General features: G+C 67.3%; 16 protein-coding genes and 1 tRNA gene. 9 read left to right on the top strand and 8 right to left on the bottom strand.

Features of this window, described 5'->3' with window-relative positions:
• Window positions 1–75 precede the first annotated feature (75 nt).
• The 4 genes from VKG81_RS20810 (at window position 76) to VKG81_RS20795 (ending at window position 2,580) form a co-directional block, all read left to right on the top strand.
• A complete protein-coding gene (locus VKG81_RS20810) occupies window positions 76–540 on the top strand; it encodes a GatB/YqeY domain-containing protein (RefSeq protein WP_324398616.1) in 465 nt (154 codons plus the stop codon).
• Between the two features lie 36 nt (window positions 541–576).
• Window positions 577–1,563 carry an LLM class F420-dependent oxidoreductase gene (locus tag VKG81_RS20805; RefSeq protein ID WP_324398615.1) on the top strand — a complete coding sequence of 329 codons (987 nt, stop codon included), beginning with the start codon at window positions 577–579 and terminating at the stop codon, window positions 1,561–1,563.
• Between the two features lie 103 nt (window positions 1,564–1,666).
• Window positions 1,667–2,362 carry a HemK2/MTQ2 family protein methyltransferase gene (locus VKG81_RS20800; RefSeq protein ID WP_324398614.1) on the top strand — a complete coding sequence of 232 codons (696 nt, stop codon included), beginning with the start codon at window positions 1,667–1,669 and terminating at the stop codon, window positions 2,360–2,362.
• Window positions 2,359–2,580: a CDGSH iron-sulfur domain-containing protein gene (locus tag VKG81_RS20795; protein WP_324398613.1), complete on the top strand. Its 222-nt coding sequence runs from the start codon at window positions 2,359–2,361 to the stop codon at window positions 2,578–2,580. Before VKG81_RS20800 ends, VKG81_RS20795 begins: the two co-directional genes overlap by 4 nt.
• On the opposite strand, the gene VKG81_RS20790 is transcribed toward VKG81_RS20795, so the two are convergent.
• Window positions 2,560–3,570, bottom strand: a complete 1,011-nt coding sequence (locus VKG81_RS20790; RefSeq protein ID WP_324398612.1) for an iron-containing redox enzyme family protein — start codon at window positions 3,568–3,570, stop codon at window positions 2,560–2,562. The genes VKG81_RS20795 and VKG81_RS20790 overlap by 21 nt on opposite strands.
• 35 nt (window positions 3,571–3,605) lie before the next feature.
• Complete coding sequence (locus tag VKG81_RS20785) at window positions 3,606–3,983, bottom strand: hypothetical protein (protein WP_324398619.1); 378 nt, start codon at window positions 3,981–3,983, stop codon at window positions 3,606–3,608.
• A gap of 103 nt (window positions 3,984–4,086) precedes the next feature.
• Between VKG81_RS20785 and VKG81_RS20780 the strand changes: the two genes are divergently transcribed.
• From VKG81_RS20780 to VKG81_RS20770, 3 genes are all read left to right on the top strand, one after another.
• Complete coding sequence (locus tag VKG81_RS20780; protein ID WP_324398611.1) at window positions 4,087–5,466, top strand: adenylate/guanylate cyclase domain-containing protein; 1,380 nt, start codon at window positions 4,087–4,089, stop codon at window positions 5,464–5,466.
• A gap of 73 nt (window positions 5,467–5,539) precedes the next feature.
• Window positions 5,540–5,980 (top strand): DUF1707 domain-containing protein, encoded by a 441-nt coding sequence (locus VKG81_RS20775; RefSeq protein WP_324398610.1) that lies wholly within the window; start codon window positions 5,540–5,542, stop codon window positions 5,978–5,980.
• 39 nt (window positions 5,981–6,019) lie between these two features.
• Window positions 6,020–6,385, top strand: a complete 366-nt coding sequence (locus VKG81_RS20770) for a hypothetical protein (protein WP_324398609.1) — start codon at window positions 6,020–6,022, stop codon at window positions 6,383–6,385.
• A gap of 103 nt (window positions 6,386–6,488) precedes the next feature.
• Here the strand turns inward: VKG81_RS20770 and VKG81_RS20765 are convergent, their stop codons facing one another.
• Both VKG81_RS20765 and VKG81_RS20760 read right to left on the bottom strand, forming a co-directional pair.
• Window positions 6,489–7,979: a multicopper oxidase family protein gene (locus VKG81_RS20765; RefSeq protein WP_324398608.1), complete on the bottom strand. Its 1,491-nt coding sequence runs from the start codon at window positions 7,977–7,979 to the stop codon at window positions 6,489–6,491.
• Window positions 7,980–8,071: 92 nt separating this feature from the next.
• Window positions 8,072–8,344 carry an SHOCT domain-containing protein gene (locus VKG81_RS20760; protein ID WP_324398607.1) on the bottom strand — a complete coding sequence of 91 codons (273 nt, stop codon included), beginning with the start codon at window positions 8,342–8,344 and terminating at the stop codon, window positions 8,072–8,074.
• 127 nt (window positions 8,345–8,471) lie between these two features.
• On the opposite strand from VKG81_RS20760, the gene VKG81_RS20755 reads away from it, so the two are divergent.
• Together VKG81_RS20755 and VKG81_RS20750 are read left to right on the top strand one after the other, a co-directional pair.
• Window positions 8,472–8,783: a hypothetical protein gene (locus tag VKG81_RS20755; protein WP_324398606.1), complete on the top strand. Its 312-nt coding sequence runs from the start codon at window positions 8,472–8,474 to the stop codon at window positions 8,781–8,783.
• Window positions 8,784–8,892: 109 nt separating this feature from the next.
• Complete coding sequence (locus VKG81_RS20750) at window positions 8,893–10,416, top strand: multicopper oxidase family protein (protein ID WP_324398605.1); 1,524 nt, start codon at window positions 8,893–8,895, stop codon at window positions 10,414–10,416.
• 573 nt (window positions 10,417–10,989) lie between these two features.
• Here VKG81_RS20750 and VKG81_RS20745 read toward each other — a convergent pair.
• The 4 genes from VKG81_RS20745 to ponA2 form a co-directional block, all read right to left on the bottom strand.
• Window positions 10,990–11,063, bottom strand: a tRNA-Pro gene (locus VKG81_RS20745).
• Window positions 11,064–11,431: 368 nt separating this feature from the next.
• On the bottom strand, window positions 11,432–12,538 hold the full coding sequence (locus VKG81_RS20740; RefSeq protein ID WP_324398604.1) for a PLP-dependent cysteine synthase family protein: 1,107 nt from the start codon (window positions 12,536–12,538) through the stop codon (window positions 11,432–11,434).
• Window positions 12,535–13,503 (bottom strand): metallophosphoesterase, encoded by a 969-nt coding sequence (locus tag VKG81_RS20735; protein WP_324398603.1) that lies wholly within the window; start codon window positions 13,501–13,503, stop codon window positions 12,535–12,537. The genes VKG81_RS20740 and VKG81_RS20735 overlap by 4 nt, the downstream gene beginning before the upstream one ends.
• Before the next feature lie 55 nt (window positions 13,504–13,558).
• Window positions 13,559–15,994: a transglycosylase/D,D-transpeptidase PonA2 gene (gene ponA2 / locus VKG81_RS20730; RefSeq protein WP_324398602.1), complete on the bottom strand. Its 2,436-nt coding sequence runs from the start codon at window positions 15,992–15,994 to the stop codon at window positions 13,559–13,561.
• Between the last annotated feature and the right edge of the window lie 145 nt (window positions 15,995–16,139).

The raw sequence follows: 16,139 nt of genomic DNA, 5'->3' as shown, positions 1-16,139 counted from the left end.
CCGACCAATTGGCAAACGTCTCGGCGGGACAGGCGATGGTGTGCGCGAAGGCGCCTCGGCGTAGCGTCGGCGCCTATGGCGGAACTGAAAGCCCGGCTGCGGTCGGACTTGACCGATGCAATGAAGACGCAGGACAAGTTGCGGACCGCGACCCTACGGATGGTGCTGGCTGCGATCCAGAACGAGGAAGTGTCCGGCAAACAGGCGCGCGAGCTCTCCGACGAGGAGGTGCTCAAGGTGCTGTCCAGGGAGTCCAGGAAGCGCGGCGAAGCCGCCGAGATCTACACCCAGAACGGTCGCGGCGAACTCGCCGCCAACGAGCGTGCCGAGGCGCGGGTGATCGACGGATATCTGCCCACACCTCTCACTGACGCGGAACTGGCCGACGTCGTCGACACCGCATTGGCCGACGTTGCCGAGGAGATCGGGGAGCGGCCGTCGATGCGCCAGATGGGACAGGTGATGAAGGCGGCGACGGCGCTGGCCGCCGGGAAAGCCGACGGGGCACGCATCTCGGCGGCGGTGAAAGCCCGCCTGTAATCGTTTCAGCGCGCTTCCCGCGGGTACCCTACCGACATGACTCGGTTTGGCTACACCCTGATGACGGAGCAGAGCGGCCCCAAAGACCTTGTGCGTTATGCGGTCTCGGCGGAAAACGTCGGTTTTGACTTCGAGGTGTCCAGCGACCACTACTTCCCGTGGCTCGCCTCACAGGGACATGCGCCCAACGCCTGGACGATGCTCGGCGCGGTCGCGCACGCGACCGACCGGGTGGAGTTGTTCACCTACGTGACCTGCCCGATCATGCGCTACCACCCCGCGGTCGTCGCGCAGCAGGCCGCGACCCTGCAGATCCTCGCCGACGGGCGCTTCACGCTGGGCCTGGGCGCCGGGGAGAACCTCAACGAGCATGTCGTGGGGCGCGGTTGGCCCACCGTCGACCGCCGTCACGAGATGCTGCGCGAGGCGATCGAGATCATCCGTGAACTGTTGGGCGGGGAACTCGTCAGCTGGAAAGGTCAACACTTCCAGGTCGATTCCGCGAGGCTGTGGGACCTTCCGGAGACGCCGGTGCCGATCGGTGTCGCGGTGTCAGGAAAGAAATCGGTCGAGATGTTCGCACCGCTCGGCGACCACATGATCGCGGTCGAACCGAAGAAGGAACTCGTCGACGGGTGGCACCACACGCGCCAGGCAACCGGGCTGCCGCACGGGGAGCGGGTGATCGGTCAAATCCCGGTGTGCTGGGACCCCGACCGCGACGCGGCGATTCGGCGCGCCCACGACCAATTCCGCTGGTTTGGCGGCGGTTGGCACGTCAACGCCGACCTGCCCACCACCGCGGGATTCGCCGCCGCCACCCGGTTCATCACCCCCGGCGAAGTCGCCGAGAACATCCCCTGCGGCCCCGATCTCGACGCGATGGTCGAGTCGGTGAGCGCCTACTGGGAGGCGGGATTCACCGATATCGCGCTGGTGCAGATCGGCGACGACAGACAGGACCAGTTCCTCTCGGAAGCGGCCAAGCCTTTACTGGACAAACTGCGCGACGCGGCGAACTAGCGAGGCTGCCGCTCCTCGTCCGGGTTTGGCCCGGGTTCCTACAGGGCATTCGACACCTAGAACCACTGTCGGAAGGGCCCACCATGAAGACTGCGAGCCGCAGTTGACGATCATCTACCCCGATGCTTTTGAAAGCGTCGTCGCCGACCCGGGCGTATATGCACCGCAACATGATTCACGACTGCTCATCGAGGCGTTGCACAAGACCGACCTGGCGCGGGAACGCAGCGTGCTGGATCTCTGTACGGGCAGCGGAGTGGTGGCGGTGGCCGCGGCGCAGCTTGGCGCGTCGACCGTCACCGCGCTCGACATCTGCCCCCGCGCTGTGCGGTGTTCGCGCGCCAACGCCGAGGCCGCGGGCGTGCCGGTGACCGTCGAGATGGGCTCGCTTGCCGATGCCCTGAACTCCGGGCCTTTCGACGTCGTGGTGTCCAACCCGCCGTACGTGCCCGCGGGACGGGGGGCCGACTGCGGGTCGATCCCGGCGGACGCGGGGCCGATCGGGGCGTGGGCTGCGGGGGACGACGGTCGCCTGGTGCTCGACCCGCTGTGCGCCGCGGCGCCCGGCTTGCTGACCGACGGCGGGACGTTGCTGCTCGTGCAGTCGGAGTTCTCGGCTGTGCAGGAATCGATAGCGGCACTCCGGGCGGGCGGCCTCGAGGCGGAAATCTTTCTGTGGCAACTGGTTCCATTCGGTCCGGTACTCACCGCGACGGCGCGGTGGCTGGAGAGGATCGGTCGCTTGCCGATCGGGCGCCGCGAAGAGGAGCTGGTGGTGATCAGAGCGGACAAGAATTGACGAGCCGGACCCAACGGCGTCGGGTCCGAGCCGTGCCCAACGGGCCGGTCCTCGTCGAGGGGCCGGTGTGCATCGAGCTGCCCGACGGCAGCACCGTGGAATCCGATCGGTTCATGGTCGCCATCTGCTCGTGTCGGCGCAGCAACACCTATCCGCTGTGCGACGCCAGCCACCGGCTGCGCCGGCGCAGGGAACCGTCACCGCAGCGGTCGGCATAAGGAAGTCTGCCCGGCCCGCCAGCGCGCCATCATCGAGTCGGCCAGCCGGTTCTCGACGACGTCGCGTGCGCGGATGCCGAACACCACGTCGCGGCTCAGGTGCGGTTCCCGCGCCAGCAGGTCCCCGACGACATCGGCGCGCACCACCTGCTCGTGCACCGCGTCGGCCTCGACGTGTTCGCGATAGAACCCGACGCAGGCCTGCGGCGCGCCCATCCGTTCGAGCGCGTCGACGAGCCGTCGCGAGCCGGGCGGCGACGTGATCTCTGTCGCGGCGAAGTGACCGACAGCCGCGCCGCGCATCGATCGGTGCAGCCCGAAGTACGACATCAGGTTCACCACGGCCAGCGTCTCGCCCGGCACGGCGTCGAGGTAGCCCAGGTAGGAGTGGTCGAGGCCTGCGGCGGCCATCAGGTCCGCGTACAGCTGCTGGTGCAGGCGCTCGCCGTGACCGCCGCCGTATTCGTCGAATTCCACGGCGACGAACGAGGCCTTGGCCTGACCGATCAGCCGGGGGATCGCCCACGCGTGGGGGTCGGCCTCTTTGAGGTGATACAGCGAACGGTGCACGAAGTACTCGCGCATCTGGTCCCACGTGCCCGCGTCGCGCAGATGGTACGACGGGCCCTCACCCTGCGCTGGCTCCAGCGACAACGCGTCCATCTCGGTGGCCGCGTTGTCGTCGGGCCCGATCTGGCCGGCGTCTCGACGGACCTCGCCGATGAATGCGTCCTCCAGGCGCGCCCGCAGCGCCAGCAGTCGCGGGTTCCACTCCCACCCGGGATCCACGCCGGCAAAGCCCCGGTAGTGCAGCTCGTAGCAGGCGTACAGGGCCAGCTGCAGGTCGGTGCCGTACGGGTCGTACTCGCCGGGCGGTGCGTCCGCCGCAGCGGCGGACGGGTCGCGCATGAGCAGATCGAGCACCACCGCCGACAGCGGGCCCTGCGGTCGGGGAAGCGTCGGCTCCGCGGACGTCGCTGCCAGGGTCATGTGAGTTCTCTACCCGGTACCGGCAACCCGTCAAACTACGGCCGGCTCAACTCCTCGATCAGCGCCTCCGGGTCCGTGACGCTGATCCACAGCCTCTTCAGCGGGATCGGCACGCCGAGTACGCGGGCGCGCGCCGGCGGGTCGATGGTCAGCTCGACGATCCCGTTTGATGACCCGTTGACCAGCCAGTCGCCGCGGAAGCCGTGCACACCCCAGCCGGTCACCGGCCGCGCACTGGGCGCGGCGCTTCTGATCGAGCCGAGCGGGATGTCGGAGCTGAACGCCCAGCCCATCCGAACGTGCAGGACGTTGCCCTCGACGCGCACCTCGCTGTGCCGTGGCCCGAGACCCAGCGGTACCGAAAGCGGAAGAAACCACCGCTCGTAGCGCAAACGCGTCTCCGCACCGTCGATCCTACCGCCGGGGCGCTGCTCACGTATCGCCGAAAGGGCCTCGAACACGGGAGGTTTCGCTCATAGCGGCGATGCCGGCGACGAGGTGGACTAGCCTGATGCGGTGGCGCAGGTTCCGCGGACGCGCTACGCCAAGTGCGGCGACACGGACATCGCCTACCAGGTCTTCGGCGATGGCCCGATCGATCTGCTTGTGCTGCCCGGGCCGTTCATCCCGATCGACTCGATCGACGCCGAGCCGTCGATGTATCGCTTCCATCGGCGCCTTGCCTCGTTCAGCCGGCTGATCAGGCTCGACCAGCGCGGAATCGGGCTCTCGTCGCGCGTCGCGTCGATGGACGTGATCGGACCGAAGTTCTGGGCCGAGGACGCGATCGCGGTGATGGACGCCGTCGGATGCGATCAGGTCACGGTCTTCGCGCCCAGCTTCCAGGCGATGAGTGGGCTCGTGCTGGCTGCCGATCACCCCGAGCGGGTGCGCAGCCTCGTCGTCGTCAACGGCGCTGCGCGTGCGTTGAAGGCACCGGACTACCCCGTGGGCGCGGAACAAAGCGGTGCCGATCCGTTCATGACGGTGGCGCAGGAGCCGGACGCGGTCGAACAGGGCTTCGACACGCTTAAGATCATCGCGCCGACCGTCGCCCGCGACGACGCGTTTCGCACCTGGTGGGATCTCGCCGGCAACCGCGCAGCCTCGCCGAGCATGGCCCGAGCCGTCACCAAGATCGTGGCCGAGGCCGACGTCCGCGACGCACTCGCGCGCATCACCGCGCCCACGCTGATCCTGCACCGCAGCAGCTCCACGTTCATCCCGGCCGGGCACGGTCGTTACCTCGCCGAGCACATCGCCGGCTCCCGCTACGTCGAGTTGCCGGGTGCCGATGTCCTGTACTGGGTCGGCGACACCGCGCCGATGCTCGACGAGATCGAGGAGTTCATCACCGGTGTGCGGGGCGGTTTCGACGCCGAGCGCGTGCTCACCACGATCGTGTTCACCGACATCGTCGGCTCAACCGCGCGCGCCGCCCTACTCGGCGACGACAGGTGGCGCGACCTGCTCGACAACCACGACAGCATCGTCCGGCACCAGCTCGAACGATTCCGCGGCCGTGAAGTCAACACGGCCGGCGACGGATTCGTTGCGACGTTCACCAGCCCCAGCGTCGCGATCGAATGCGCGGAAGCGATCGTCGGCGCGGTCCGCACCCTCGGCATTGAGGTCCGGGTGGGCATTCACGCGGGCGAGGTCGAGGTGCGCGGCGCCGATGTCGCCGGCATGGCCGTCCACATCGGTGCGCGGGTCGCGGCACTCGCTCGTCCGAGTGAGGTGCTGGTCTCATCGACGGTGCGCGAGATCGTCACCGGTTCACGCCACGCGTTCGCCGAGAGCGGTGAGCACGAACTCAAAGGCGTGCCGGGTCGGTGGCGGCTCTACGCGGTCGTCAGCAACGAGACGGCGAGCAGGGCCGATACGCGATCTTGACATTGACTAGTTCCGGGTGCACAATCGGTTGCAGGAGAACTTGTCACTGTCTAGATTGCACGGGGAGCGCACCATGACCGTTTCGACCGCACCGCAGCCCGTCGTCCGCGCCGGCGACCGGGACCGGGAGAAGACCGCCGCGCTGCTCGGCCAGGGACTGGCTCAGGGTTATCTCGAGATGCACGAGTACGAGCAGCGGCTGCGGGCGGCGTTCGCCGCGCACACCGCCGCCGAACTTCGCGCCGTGGTGGCGGACCTGCCCGTGCACACGCTGCGGCGCCACGATCCGCGCCGCCGGGCCGCCGTGACGGCCGCCGCGCGCCGGTCGGTGCACGCCCACCTGGCCGCATACCTGGCGATGGTCGTCATCGTGCTCACCGTGTGGTTGGCGGTCGCCCTGTCGGCCGGCGCCTGGTACTTCTGGCCGATCTGGCCCACGCTCGGGGGCGCGATCGGCGTCGTCGGGCATGCGCTTCCAGTCCGCCTGGCCACCCGGGGACACCTCCCGGCCTAGCCGTCGGGGACGGGATTACGACCGCGCCGACCGGTTCGTGTGTTCGGCGGCGAGCTGATCGACAGTGGCGCCCTCGACGAGCCTGTCGAGCGCGGCGATCATGGTGGCGCATTCGCGGGCGGGCTGGTCGGTGGGGCAGTTCAGCGCGAGCTAGCGAAGGTCATGGGGCACGAAGACATCGCCACAACAATGCAGTTGTACGTTCGGCGAACCGAGGACCGCGAACCAAGGGGCGGCCGCGACGAATGGCTCGATACAGACGAGGAGAATCGTTTTATGGCCGATCGGCAGCAGTACTCCGAGGATGATCCTCGCCACCATACGGTCAAGCTCAAAGGCATGCTCGATCAGGCGCGCCAACACGCCCGTGAGGACGTCGACAGGGTCAACGATCCCAAAGCGTAGGCGTTGTTTGAAACCACTGCCGAGGTCCTCGGCGGGTTGCTGAACGCCTATACGCATTACGAGGAGAGCGCGGCGCTAGCCCCTGCTGCATCCGCATCAGCGGTCAGGTTGTGTTCAGCAGCGTCATGAGCCCGTAGTCCATGTGGATCTGCTGGTGGCAGTGCAGCAGCGACAGGCCGGGCTGGTCGGCGACGAAGTCGACCTCCATGCTCTGGTACCCCCCTAGCATCGCGACGTCCTTGCGCACGCCGCTGATGGGTGTGCCGGCGATTTGGGTGATTTCGAAGGTGTGCCGGTGTAGGTGCATGGGGTGGAGGTCGTCGGTGGCGTTGCGAAAACGCAGCCGGTATCGCTTGTTTCGTCGCAGTTCGAGCACGGGTTTGTTGGTGTCCATGGAGAACGGTGTGCCGTTGATCGTCCACACGTTGAAGCCGTTGTCGGCGGCGTTGCGTTTCTCGATCAGCATCTCGATGGTGTGATCGGGCGCCGCCGCGGCGCCCGGGTTGGGTGGCGCGAACAGACGGTAATCCCATTTGAACGACGGGGGCGGTGCCCATTGTGGATCGCCGCTGCGCCCGGCGTATTCCACCACGATGCCCATGCCGTGCCCGCGGTCGTCGTCGGACAGATCGCCCAGCACCCATACCCCGGGATTGGTCATGTTCACGATTGCGGAGATCCGTTCGGCTGTGCCTAACCACAGTACCGGCACCGACGCGGGGTGGGGCACTGGGTTGCCGTCCAGCGCGATCACGGTGAAGGTGTGCCCAGGCAGGGCGAGGCTGCGGGTTTCGGTGGCGCTGCCGTTGAGGACGTGCAGCAGCACCCGCTGGCCGGTCTGCACCCGGATCGGATCGCCGTGGCCGAGCATGTGCCCGTTGATGGCGAACGCCCCGTAGCCGACCTCGTAGCCTCGGGGGTCGCCGTGGGCCAGGGAGGCGTTCATTGCCGATTCGCCCTTGTCCTTGAGGGCGGGGTCCTGTTCGCCGGCCAGGAAATCGCTGGCCATGTCGCCCCCGCGGCTGAAGGTGGGATCGAATTCCTTGAGTGTCAGGAAGATTTCCTGGTCGTAGGCGCCCGGGTTTTGCTTGGGTTCGATGTAGACGGGGCCCACCAGGCCGCTGTACTGGCCGCGGGACAGGTCGGCGCGCGGAACGACATGGGTGTGATAGAACCGGAAGCCCGCCGGGCCGGGCACAAAGGAGATGCGCCGCATGCCGTGTGCGGGGATGTAGGGGGTGCCTTCCTCGGCGGCGCCGTCGACGTCGACGCCTACCTGCTGGCCATGCCAGTGCAGCTGCTCGGGAGTGTCGGTGTCGTTGTAGATGTCCACCCAGGTCCGCTGGCCCTCTTTGAACCGCACCAACGGACCGGGGAACTGGCCGTTGTAGACGATGGTCGACACGATCTGATCAGGCGCCAACCCCACGGTGCCGGTGCCGATCCGCAGTGTGTAGTCGGGCTTGCCGTTCGGCGGGGAGGCCGGCGCGGCCCGCGAACACGCCGCTGCCGCGACACCGGCGCCCCCGGTGGCCACCATCACCGCCAGGCCGCCCCATTTGAGGAAATCACGTCGATCGATCTGCACGATCATCCCTCCCGAGCGTAGACGTGGCCTCTACGTCGGCCTGGTGTTCGCCTCATCTCAATTCTTTTAGTTTTGCGACTAGCCGGCAGGACCCGCAGTCACTGGTGTTCACGGATGACTGTCATGCGCCGCCGGTATTCGTCTTCGTCGATCTCGCCGCGTGCGAAGCGTTCAGCGAGCAGGTCCTCCCCAGATTGTGAGGGCCGGTAACTAGGCGTTCCCGCGCTGGTGTCCCGTGAGCCGGCGAGGTAACGGATGGCGAGGACTATGGCAATGATCAGCAGCGCCCAGAACAACACCATCACAACGCAAATCAGAACCCAGCCGGCCCAGCCCCAGCCGTTCCCCCACATCCAGCCGTCGTACATCATCGCCGCATCCCTCCGAGACGCTTACGTAGGCAACTACAGGCAACGTCAGCGTGCCCTCGGGCGGCGGCCCTTAGTAGGGCCGATAGTCCCTACCCTCGGGGGGTATATCAGCGCCATCATTCTAAATATGACAGAAACACCTGAATCACGGGCGGGGCAACCTCGGTACGACGACGGATACGACCGGCCGAGTCGGCTGAGTCAAGCCTTGGCGTGGGTAGGCATCATCGCCGGCGTCGTGTTCGTCGTCGCGGTGGTCTTCTTTTCCGGGTTCTTCCTTGGCTGGTCCTCCGGTGGGCACTATGGCGGTCACCACGGCTGGCATGGCGGTTATTACGGCGGCCAAATGGGACCGGGCGGGCAGATGGGACCCGGCGGCATGATGGGACCCGGTCAAACCTCCCCCACAACAACGGCCCCGAGCACACCACGGCCGTAGATCTCTTCACTGTGCGGCAGGCAGGTGATCTGAATGGATTACCTCTTAGGAGCACGCACCGGAACCGGAATTGCCACCGCCCCAGCGCAGTATCGACGCGGAGGCCCTGATGCCGGAATCACGCTGGAATCGAGTTCGTCTAAGCCGGCGGGAGTTCGTCGCAGGTACGTTAGCCGGTGGATTCGCGCTCGTCGCCTGTGGTCGCTCGACGAACCCGGCATCGAGCTACTCGACGAACCCGACACTCAGCCTCGATAAAGCCATCGCCGCTGCCGAGGCGGCACGGCCCCACACTGGCCGCACCGTCACCGCGACCTTGACACCGCAGCCGGCCACGATCGACCTCGGCGGCACCAATGCCCGCACGCTGGCCTACGGCAGCGCCATCCCCGGCCCGCTGGTCCGCGCCAACGTCGGAGATGAGGTGGCGGTCACCGTCACGAACCGACTTGACCACCCCACCTCTGTGCACTGGCACGGCATCGCCTTGCGCAACGACATGGATGGCGCAGACCCGGCTACTCCCAACATCGACCCTGGCCGAGACTTCACCTATCGATTCTCAGTCCCGCATCCCGGCACTTACTGGGCACACCCGCACACTGGCCTCGACGCCGACTACGGCTTGTACCTGCCGGTGATCGTCGACGACCCCCGCGAACCGGGGGACTATGACGGGGAATGGATCGTCATGCTCGACGACTGGACCGACGGCATCGGCAAGACACCTCAGCAGCTATTCGACGATCTGCGGGGCCGGCATATGGGTCATATGCCGGGCATGGGCGGCATGCCGATGATGAACGGGGTAGGCACCAGCAGCCTCCTCGGCGGGGACGCCGGCGACATCACCTACCCCTACTACCTCATCAATGGGCGCATCCCTGCCGCGCCTACTACCTTCACCGCCAAACCGGGACAACGGATTCGTATTCGGCTCATCAACGCCGGCTCCGACACCGCCTTCCGCGTAGCGTTGGCCGGCCACACCATGACCGTCACCCACACGGACGGCTACCCGGTGGTACCCACCGAGGTCGACTCGGTGTTGATGGGCATGGGCGAACGCTACGACGTCATCGTCACCGCCGGAAATGGCGTCTTCCCGCTCGTCGCGTCGGCCGAAGGTAAAAACGCCCTGGCCCGCGCGCTGTTGGCCACCGCTGCGGGCAGCCCACCTGATCCAGGCTTTCAGCCACCCGAGCTGACCAAACGGGTCGGCATCATCGACATGTTCACCGCCACACCGGACGTCGACCTGCGATCCGGGAAAGCCGACGTTGACCTGTCGGCCAATCTGTCCGGCGGGATGATGCGCTACGACTGGGCGATTAACGGGGCACCCTACGGTAGGAATCAGCCGCTACAGATCAGGCAGGGACAACGAGCGACCCTCACCTTCACTAACACCACGATGATGTGGCACCCGATGCACCTCCACGGGCACACCTTCCAGATCGTCAAACCCGATGGCACCTCGGGTGCCCGCAAAGACACCACTATCGTGCTACCTATGCGAACGGTCAGCATCCAGCTGATCGCCGACAACCCTGGCATCTGGATGATGCACTGCCACAACACCTATCACCAAGAAGCCGGGATGATGACCAGTCTGAATTACGCCACCACCTGACACTCTGTTGCGCTAGGCCGGGAGGAGGTGGGTGAAAATCTCTGTCGGGATCGCCATCGGGACCGCTAGCCGGGCGTACTCGTGGCCGGACGAGTTTTGAAAAAATCTTGGCGTTGTATCCGTCCCCGAGATAACCACACCCCCGATAAGGGGGGTGCATGGGGCGGGACGGCGGACGAGCCACCTCACCTGCGGTTTTATCCGTCCCTACGACTTGCCGTCCCGGAGGGCAGGGACGAGCGGGACGAGCGGTAATTCTTGAGCGCAGCCCCGACAACCTCGTTGCGGAACTTGTCGCCGTTGGCGCGCAGGATGCTTGCGGCCTCGTCGCGATCAGTGGAGGCGCGAACCCGAAGGCCGTTCAAACCATGCTCGGACATCAGTCGGCTGCGCTGACGCTGGACACCTACGCAGACCTTTTCCCGGATGATCTTGAGCTTGTGTCAGCGGCTCTCGACCAAGCCCGCCAGGCCGCACTCCAAGCTACTGCGGACCAACTGCGGACTGGGGACCGACCGGACAAAGTCCCTAGCCGGCATCGCCCCGAGTGGCTCTGACCTGCTGCAACGCGAGTCGGGGTGGCGGGATTTGAACCCACGGCCTCTTCGTCCCGAACGAAGCGCGCTACCAAGCTGCGCCACACCCCGCGTGAAGCCACGACAGCGTATCGCACCGGCCGGTCGGGGCGCCAAACGCCGCCGGGCCCCACGCCGGGAGTCCTGCCCCTCTGGCGCCGGGTTCCCGCCGCCGGCGACGGAGCGCCTCCGTGATCGCAACGTCGTCGCCGGTCACAATGTGGGCGTCCCGCTTGCGGACGTAGCCGATCATCCGCTTCGGGATGGAAATGGGTGTCGGTGGCGTTGTCCACACTGACCGGCATGACTGAGCCGGGCGCGAAGGAGTAGAGCACCATGACGGGGTTGGGGGCCGCGCTGTACGGCGGTTTCTTCGGGTTGGCGGCACTGTGGCTGTTTCTGACGGCCGACCGCGGTCCGGAGCCCGACGACGCGCCGGATCAGGCCCAGCGGCCGGATCTCTCGAACTCCGAGAGCGCCTCGGCGGCGCAGGTCGGGTCGAGGTCGTGCTGCGCGAGCCAGGCGTCGTCGCAGTAGGTGTCGGCGTAGCGGTCGCCGCTGTCGGCGAGCAGCGTGACCACCGAACCGCTGCGGCGGTCGGCCACCATCTCGGCGAGAAGACCGAACGCTCCCCACAGGTTGGTGCCGGTGGACGGGCCCACCGTGCGGCCCAGCACCGCGCTGGCGTGCCGCGCGGCCGCGACCGACGCTGAATCCGGGACGACGACCATCCTGTCCACCACGTCGGGAAGGAACGACGGCTCCACCCGCGGACGTCCGATTCCTTCGATGCGTGACGAGATCCCGGTGCGCACGTCGCGACGGCCGGTTACGTAGGACGGGAAAAACGCGGAGTTCTCCGGATCCACCACACAGAGCCGGGTCGCGTAGCGGCGGTAGCGGATGTAGCGGCCGATCGTTGCGCTCGTTCCGCCGGTGCCCGCACCGACCACGATCCACTCCGGAATCGGATGCTGCTCCTCGCACATCTGCGTGAAGATCGACTCGGCGATGTTGTTGTTGCCGCGCCAGTCGGTGGCCCGCTCGGCGTTGGTGAATTGGTCGAGGTAGTGTCCGCGGGTTTCGGCGGCCAGGCGCTCGGCCTCGGCATATACCTGCCCCGCCTCCTCGACGAAGTGGCATCGCCCACCTTGGGCTTCGATCAATGCCACCTTGGCGTGGCTTGTCGACGCCGGCATCACCGCGACGAACGGCAGCCCGAGCAGCTGCGCGAAATACGCCTCGGAAACCGCCGTCGACCCCGACGACGCCTCGACTACGGTGGTGTCCTCGGTGATCCATCCGTTGCACAACGCGTAGAGGAACAGCGACCGCGCCAGCCGGTGTTTGAGGCTGCCGGTGATGTGCGTTGTCTCGTCCTTCAGGTACAGCTGCACGTCGACGGCGGCTGACCACGCGGCCGGCAGCGGATATCGCAGTAGGTGGGTGTCTGCGCTGCGGCGGGCGTCAGCCTCGATGAGCCGCACCGCGTTGTCCACCCAGTCGCGTGGACGGTCGTGAACCGCGACGGCAGCCTTCTGTTTCACCGCACGGCAGCTGCCGGATGGGACTGGGTCGTGCGTGAACCCGCCTCGCGCCCACCCGTCGGCGTTGCCACCAGCGTGAGCAGCGTCGCCTCGGGTCGGCAGCAGAACCGAAGCGGCGCGAACGGCGACGTGCCGATTCCCGCCGACACGTGCAGTTGCATCGTCGAACCCCACCGCGACGCCCCTTTGGCACGTGAGCGGTCCAGGTCGCAGTTCGTGACGATCGCACCGTAGAACGGCAGACACAATTGCCCGCCGTGGGTATGGCCGGCCAGGACGAGCTGGTAACCGTCGGCGGCGAACCGGTCCAGCACCTGCGGGTACGGCGAATGTGTCAGGCCCATGCGGAGATTCGCCGCCGGGCTCGCCGGTCCGGCGATGGTTTCGTAGCGGTCGCGCCCGATGTGCGGATCGTCGACGCCCGCGGCGGCGATCCGCAGGCCCGCGACCTCGACCTCGCGCCGGGTGTGCGTCATGTCGAGCCAGCCGCGTTCGGTGAACGCCGCACGCAGGTCCTGCCAGGGCAGCGGCCGGCCATGCACCCGACGACCCGGGTTGGTCAGGTAGTTCGCGGGGTTCTTCAGCCGCGGGCCGAAGTAGTCGTTGCTGCCGAACACGAACAACCCCGGCAGGCTGAGCAGCTCGCCCAGCGTCTGCACCACCGCGGGCACCGTCCGCGGGTGGGCCAGGTTGTCACCCGTGTTGACGACCAGGTCGGGCTCCCAGCGCGCGAGTTCCCGCAACCAGGCCTGCTTGTGTCGTTGGTTGGGACGCATGTGGATGTCGCTGATGTGCAGCACCCGCAGCGGCGACGAGCCCGGCGTCAGCACGGGCATCGTGACCTCCCGCACGACGAACGCGTTGCGCTCGATGACCGAGGCGTAGCCGATCCAGGCGAGGGCCGAGCCTGCGGTGACCGCGGCTGTTCTCTTCAGGATTGGTGGTGCGACGCCGTTGGGAGCCATGCACGCAGCCTACTGGCTGCCGGGGGCGCACACGTGCCGGCGCGACCCGTTGCCGCTAGGGCGGCGGCGCGCCCGGCGGCGGTGGCGGCGCGAGCAACGGGACCGTGATCGGCGGCAGCCCCGGGATCTCCACCACCGTGGTGCCGGCGATCGGGGGCAGGCCGGGCAGGCCGGGCGGCGGCGGTGGTGGCGGCGGTGGGATGCCGTTGCTGATGTTGATCGTGACGATCGAACCCGGGATGGTCTGACCGCTGGGTGAGGTGCCGATCACCGTGCCGTAGGAGGAGCCGCTGTTGAGCGCAGCCGGCTGGTCGGCGACCTGGAAGCCGGCATCCTTGAGGCGCTGGCGGGCCTGGTCCACGGTGAGGCCGCTGACGCTGGGAACCCGGGAGTTCGGGCCCCCGTCGACGTAGCGTGGGTCCGTCGGCGGCAGGTGCACGTCACCGAAGTCGTTGGCGATCGGCTTCATCGCCGTGAACCAGGTCCGGGCCGGTTCGCTGCCGCCGTACAGGTTGCCGCTGCCGCACTCCCGCAGCGGGCCCGAGCACAGGTCCGTCGGCGTGCTGGAGTCGGAGAAGATGTAGCTCGCGGCGGCGTAGTTGTTGGTGAATCCGACGAAGCCCGCGGATCGGTGGGCCTCGGTGGTGCCGGTCTTGCCCGACACCGGCAGGCTCCAGCCCGCGGCACCGGCCGAGCCCGCCGCTGTGCCGTTGCCCAGGGCGTCGTGGCTCATCGCGTTCGCCATCGTGTTCGCGAGGCCTTCGGGCACGACCTGATCGCAGGTTTCGGTGGTGACGGAGACCTCGTTTCCTTTGCGGTCGTAGATCTTGTCGATCGGGTTGGGCGGGCACCAGACGCCGCCGGAGGCCAGCGTCGCCGCCACGTTGGACAACTCGAGGGGGTTGATCTCGATGGGCCCGAGCGTGAACGAGCCGAGGTTCTGGCGTTTCACGAAGTCGGCGAGGCTTTCGTTGCTGTCGGGGTCGTAGGCGCGGGCCGTGCCGGGATCGGCGTACGACCGCATGCCGAGCCTGACGGCCATGTCCACGGAGCGGGTCACGCCGATCTGTTGGATCAGCCGGGCGAACGCGGTGTTCGGCGAGGTCGCCAGCGCCTCCGTCACGTTCATGGAGCCGCGGTAGCTCCCGTCGTTGCGCACGCACCACATCTCCCGCGGGCAGCCCGGGGCGCCGCCGCTGCCCATGCCCTTGGCCTGGAAGAATCCGGGCACCTCGAGCTGGGCGTTGATGCCCATCCCCATGTCGAGCGCGGCCGCGGTGGTGAAGATCTTGAAGATCGACCCGGCGCCGTCGCCGACCAGGGAGAACGGCTGCGGCTGCATGGTTTCGCTGGCGTCGCTGTTGAGCCCGTACGTGCGGTTGCTCACCATCGCGATCACCGGGTGCGTGTCCTTACCCGGCTTGATCACGCTCATCACGCTGGCGACGCCGTCGAGGCTGGGGCTGGCGATGTTGTCGACGGCCTGCTTGACCGAGGCCTGGACCTTGGGGTCCAGCGTGGTCCTGATCAGATACCCGCCGCGGGCGACCTGGTCCTTGCTGATGCCGGCGCGGGCCAGGTATTGCAGCACGTAGTCGCAGAAGAACGCGCGGTCGCCGGCCGCGATGCAGCCCTGCGGCAGCTCGTTGGGCTGCGGCAGCACGCCCAGCGGCTGGGCCTTCGCCGCACGCAGCTCGTCGGCCTTCGCCGGCAGGTTCTCGATCATGGTGTCGAGCACGACGTTTCGCCGCTGCAGCGCACCATCGGGATTGGTGTACGGATTCAACGCGCTGGTGGACTGCACCATCCCGGCGAGCAGCGCGGCCTGCTGCCAGTTCAGCTGGGAGGCGTCGATGCCGAAGTAGGTCTGTGCGGCGTCCTGCACCCCGAACGCTCCGTTGCCGAACGACACCAGGTTGAGGTAGCGGGTCAGGATCTCCGGCTTGCTGAACGTCTTGTCCAGGGTGAGCGCCATGCGGATCTCGCGCAGCTTGCGCGCGGGCGTGGTCTCCACCGCCGCGCGCTTCTCGGCGTCGGTCTGCGCGAGCACCAGCAGCTGATAGTTCTTGACGTACTGCTGCTCGATGGTGGACCCGCCGCGCGTGTCGACGTTTCCGGAGACGTAGCCGGACAGGCCGGTGAGTGTGCCCTTCCAGTCGACACCGTTGTGCTCGGCAAACCTCTTGTCCTCGATCGAGACGATTGCCAGCTTCATCGTGTCGGCGATCTGTTCGCTCGGCACTTCGAACCGCCGCTGGGAGTACAGCCACGCGATCGGGTTGCCCGCCGCGTCCACCATCGTCGTCACCTGGGGGACGTCGCCCTCGACCAATTGGGCCGAGCCGTTGGCCACGACGTCGGAGGCCCGGTTGGATATGAGGCCGAACCCGCCGACGAACGGAAACATCAGCGCGGCCGCCACGACGCTGGCCAGAAGGCAGCACCACGCGAGCTTGACGACCGTTACCGCGGTCGGCGGGCGCTCCGGCATGCATACAGAGTACTGATGCCTCTGACGCGCTATTCCCTTCGGCGCATCATCGCAGCATAATTAGCCTGCGCGTCAGCACGTCGTTACATTCCGGACTGGCTCGTTGAGCCGCGGAGGATACGCGATGAACCTGGGACTAGACGGT

The sequence above is a fragment of the Mycobacterium sp. genome, assembly GCF_035314905.1.
In the GTDB taxonomy this organism is placed as follows: domain Bacteria; phylum Actinomycetota; class Actinomycetes; order Mycobacteriales; family Mycobacteriaceae; genus Mycobacterium.
This window is presented reverse-complemented; position numbering and strand designations above follow the sequence as displayed.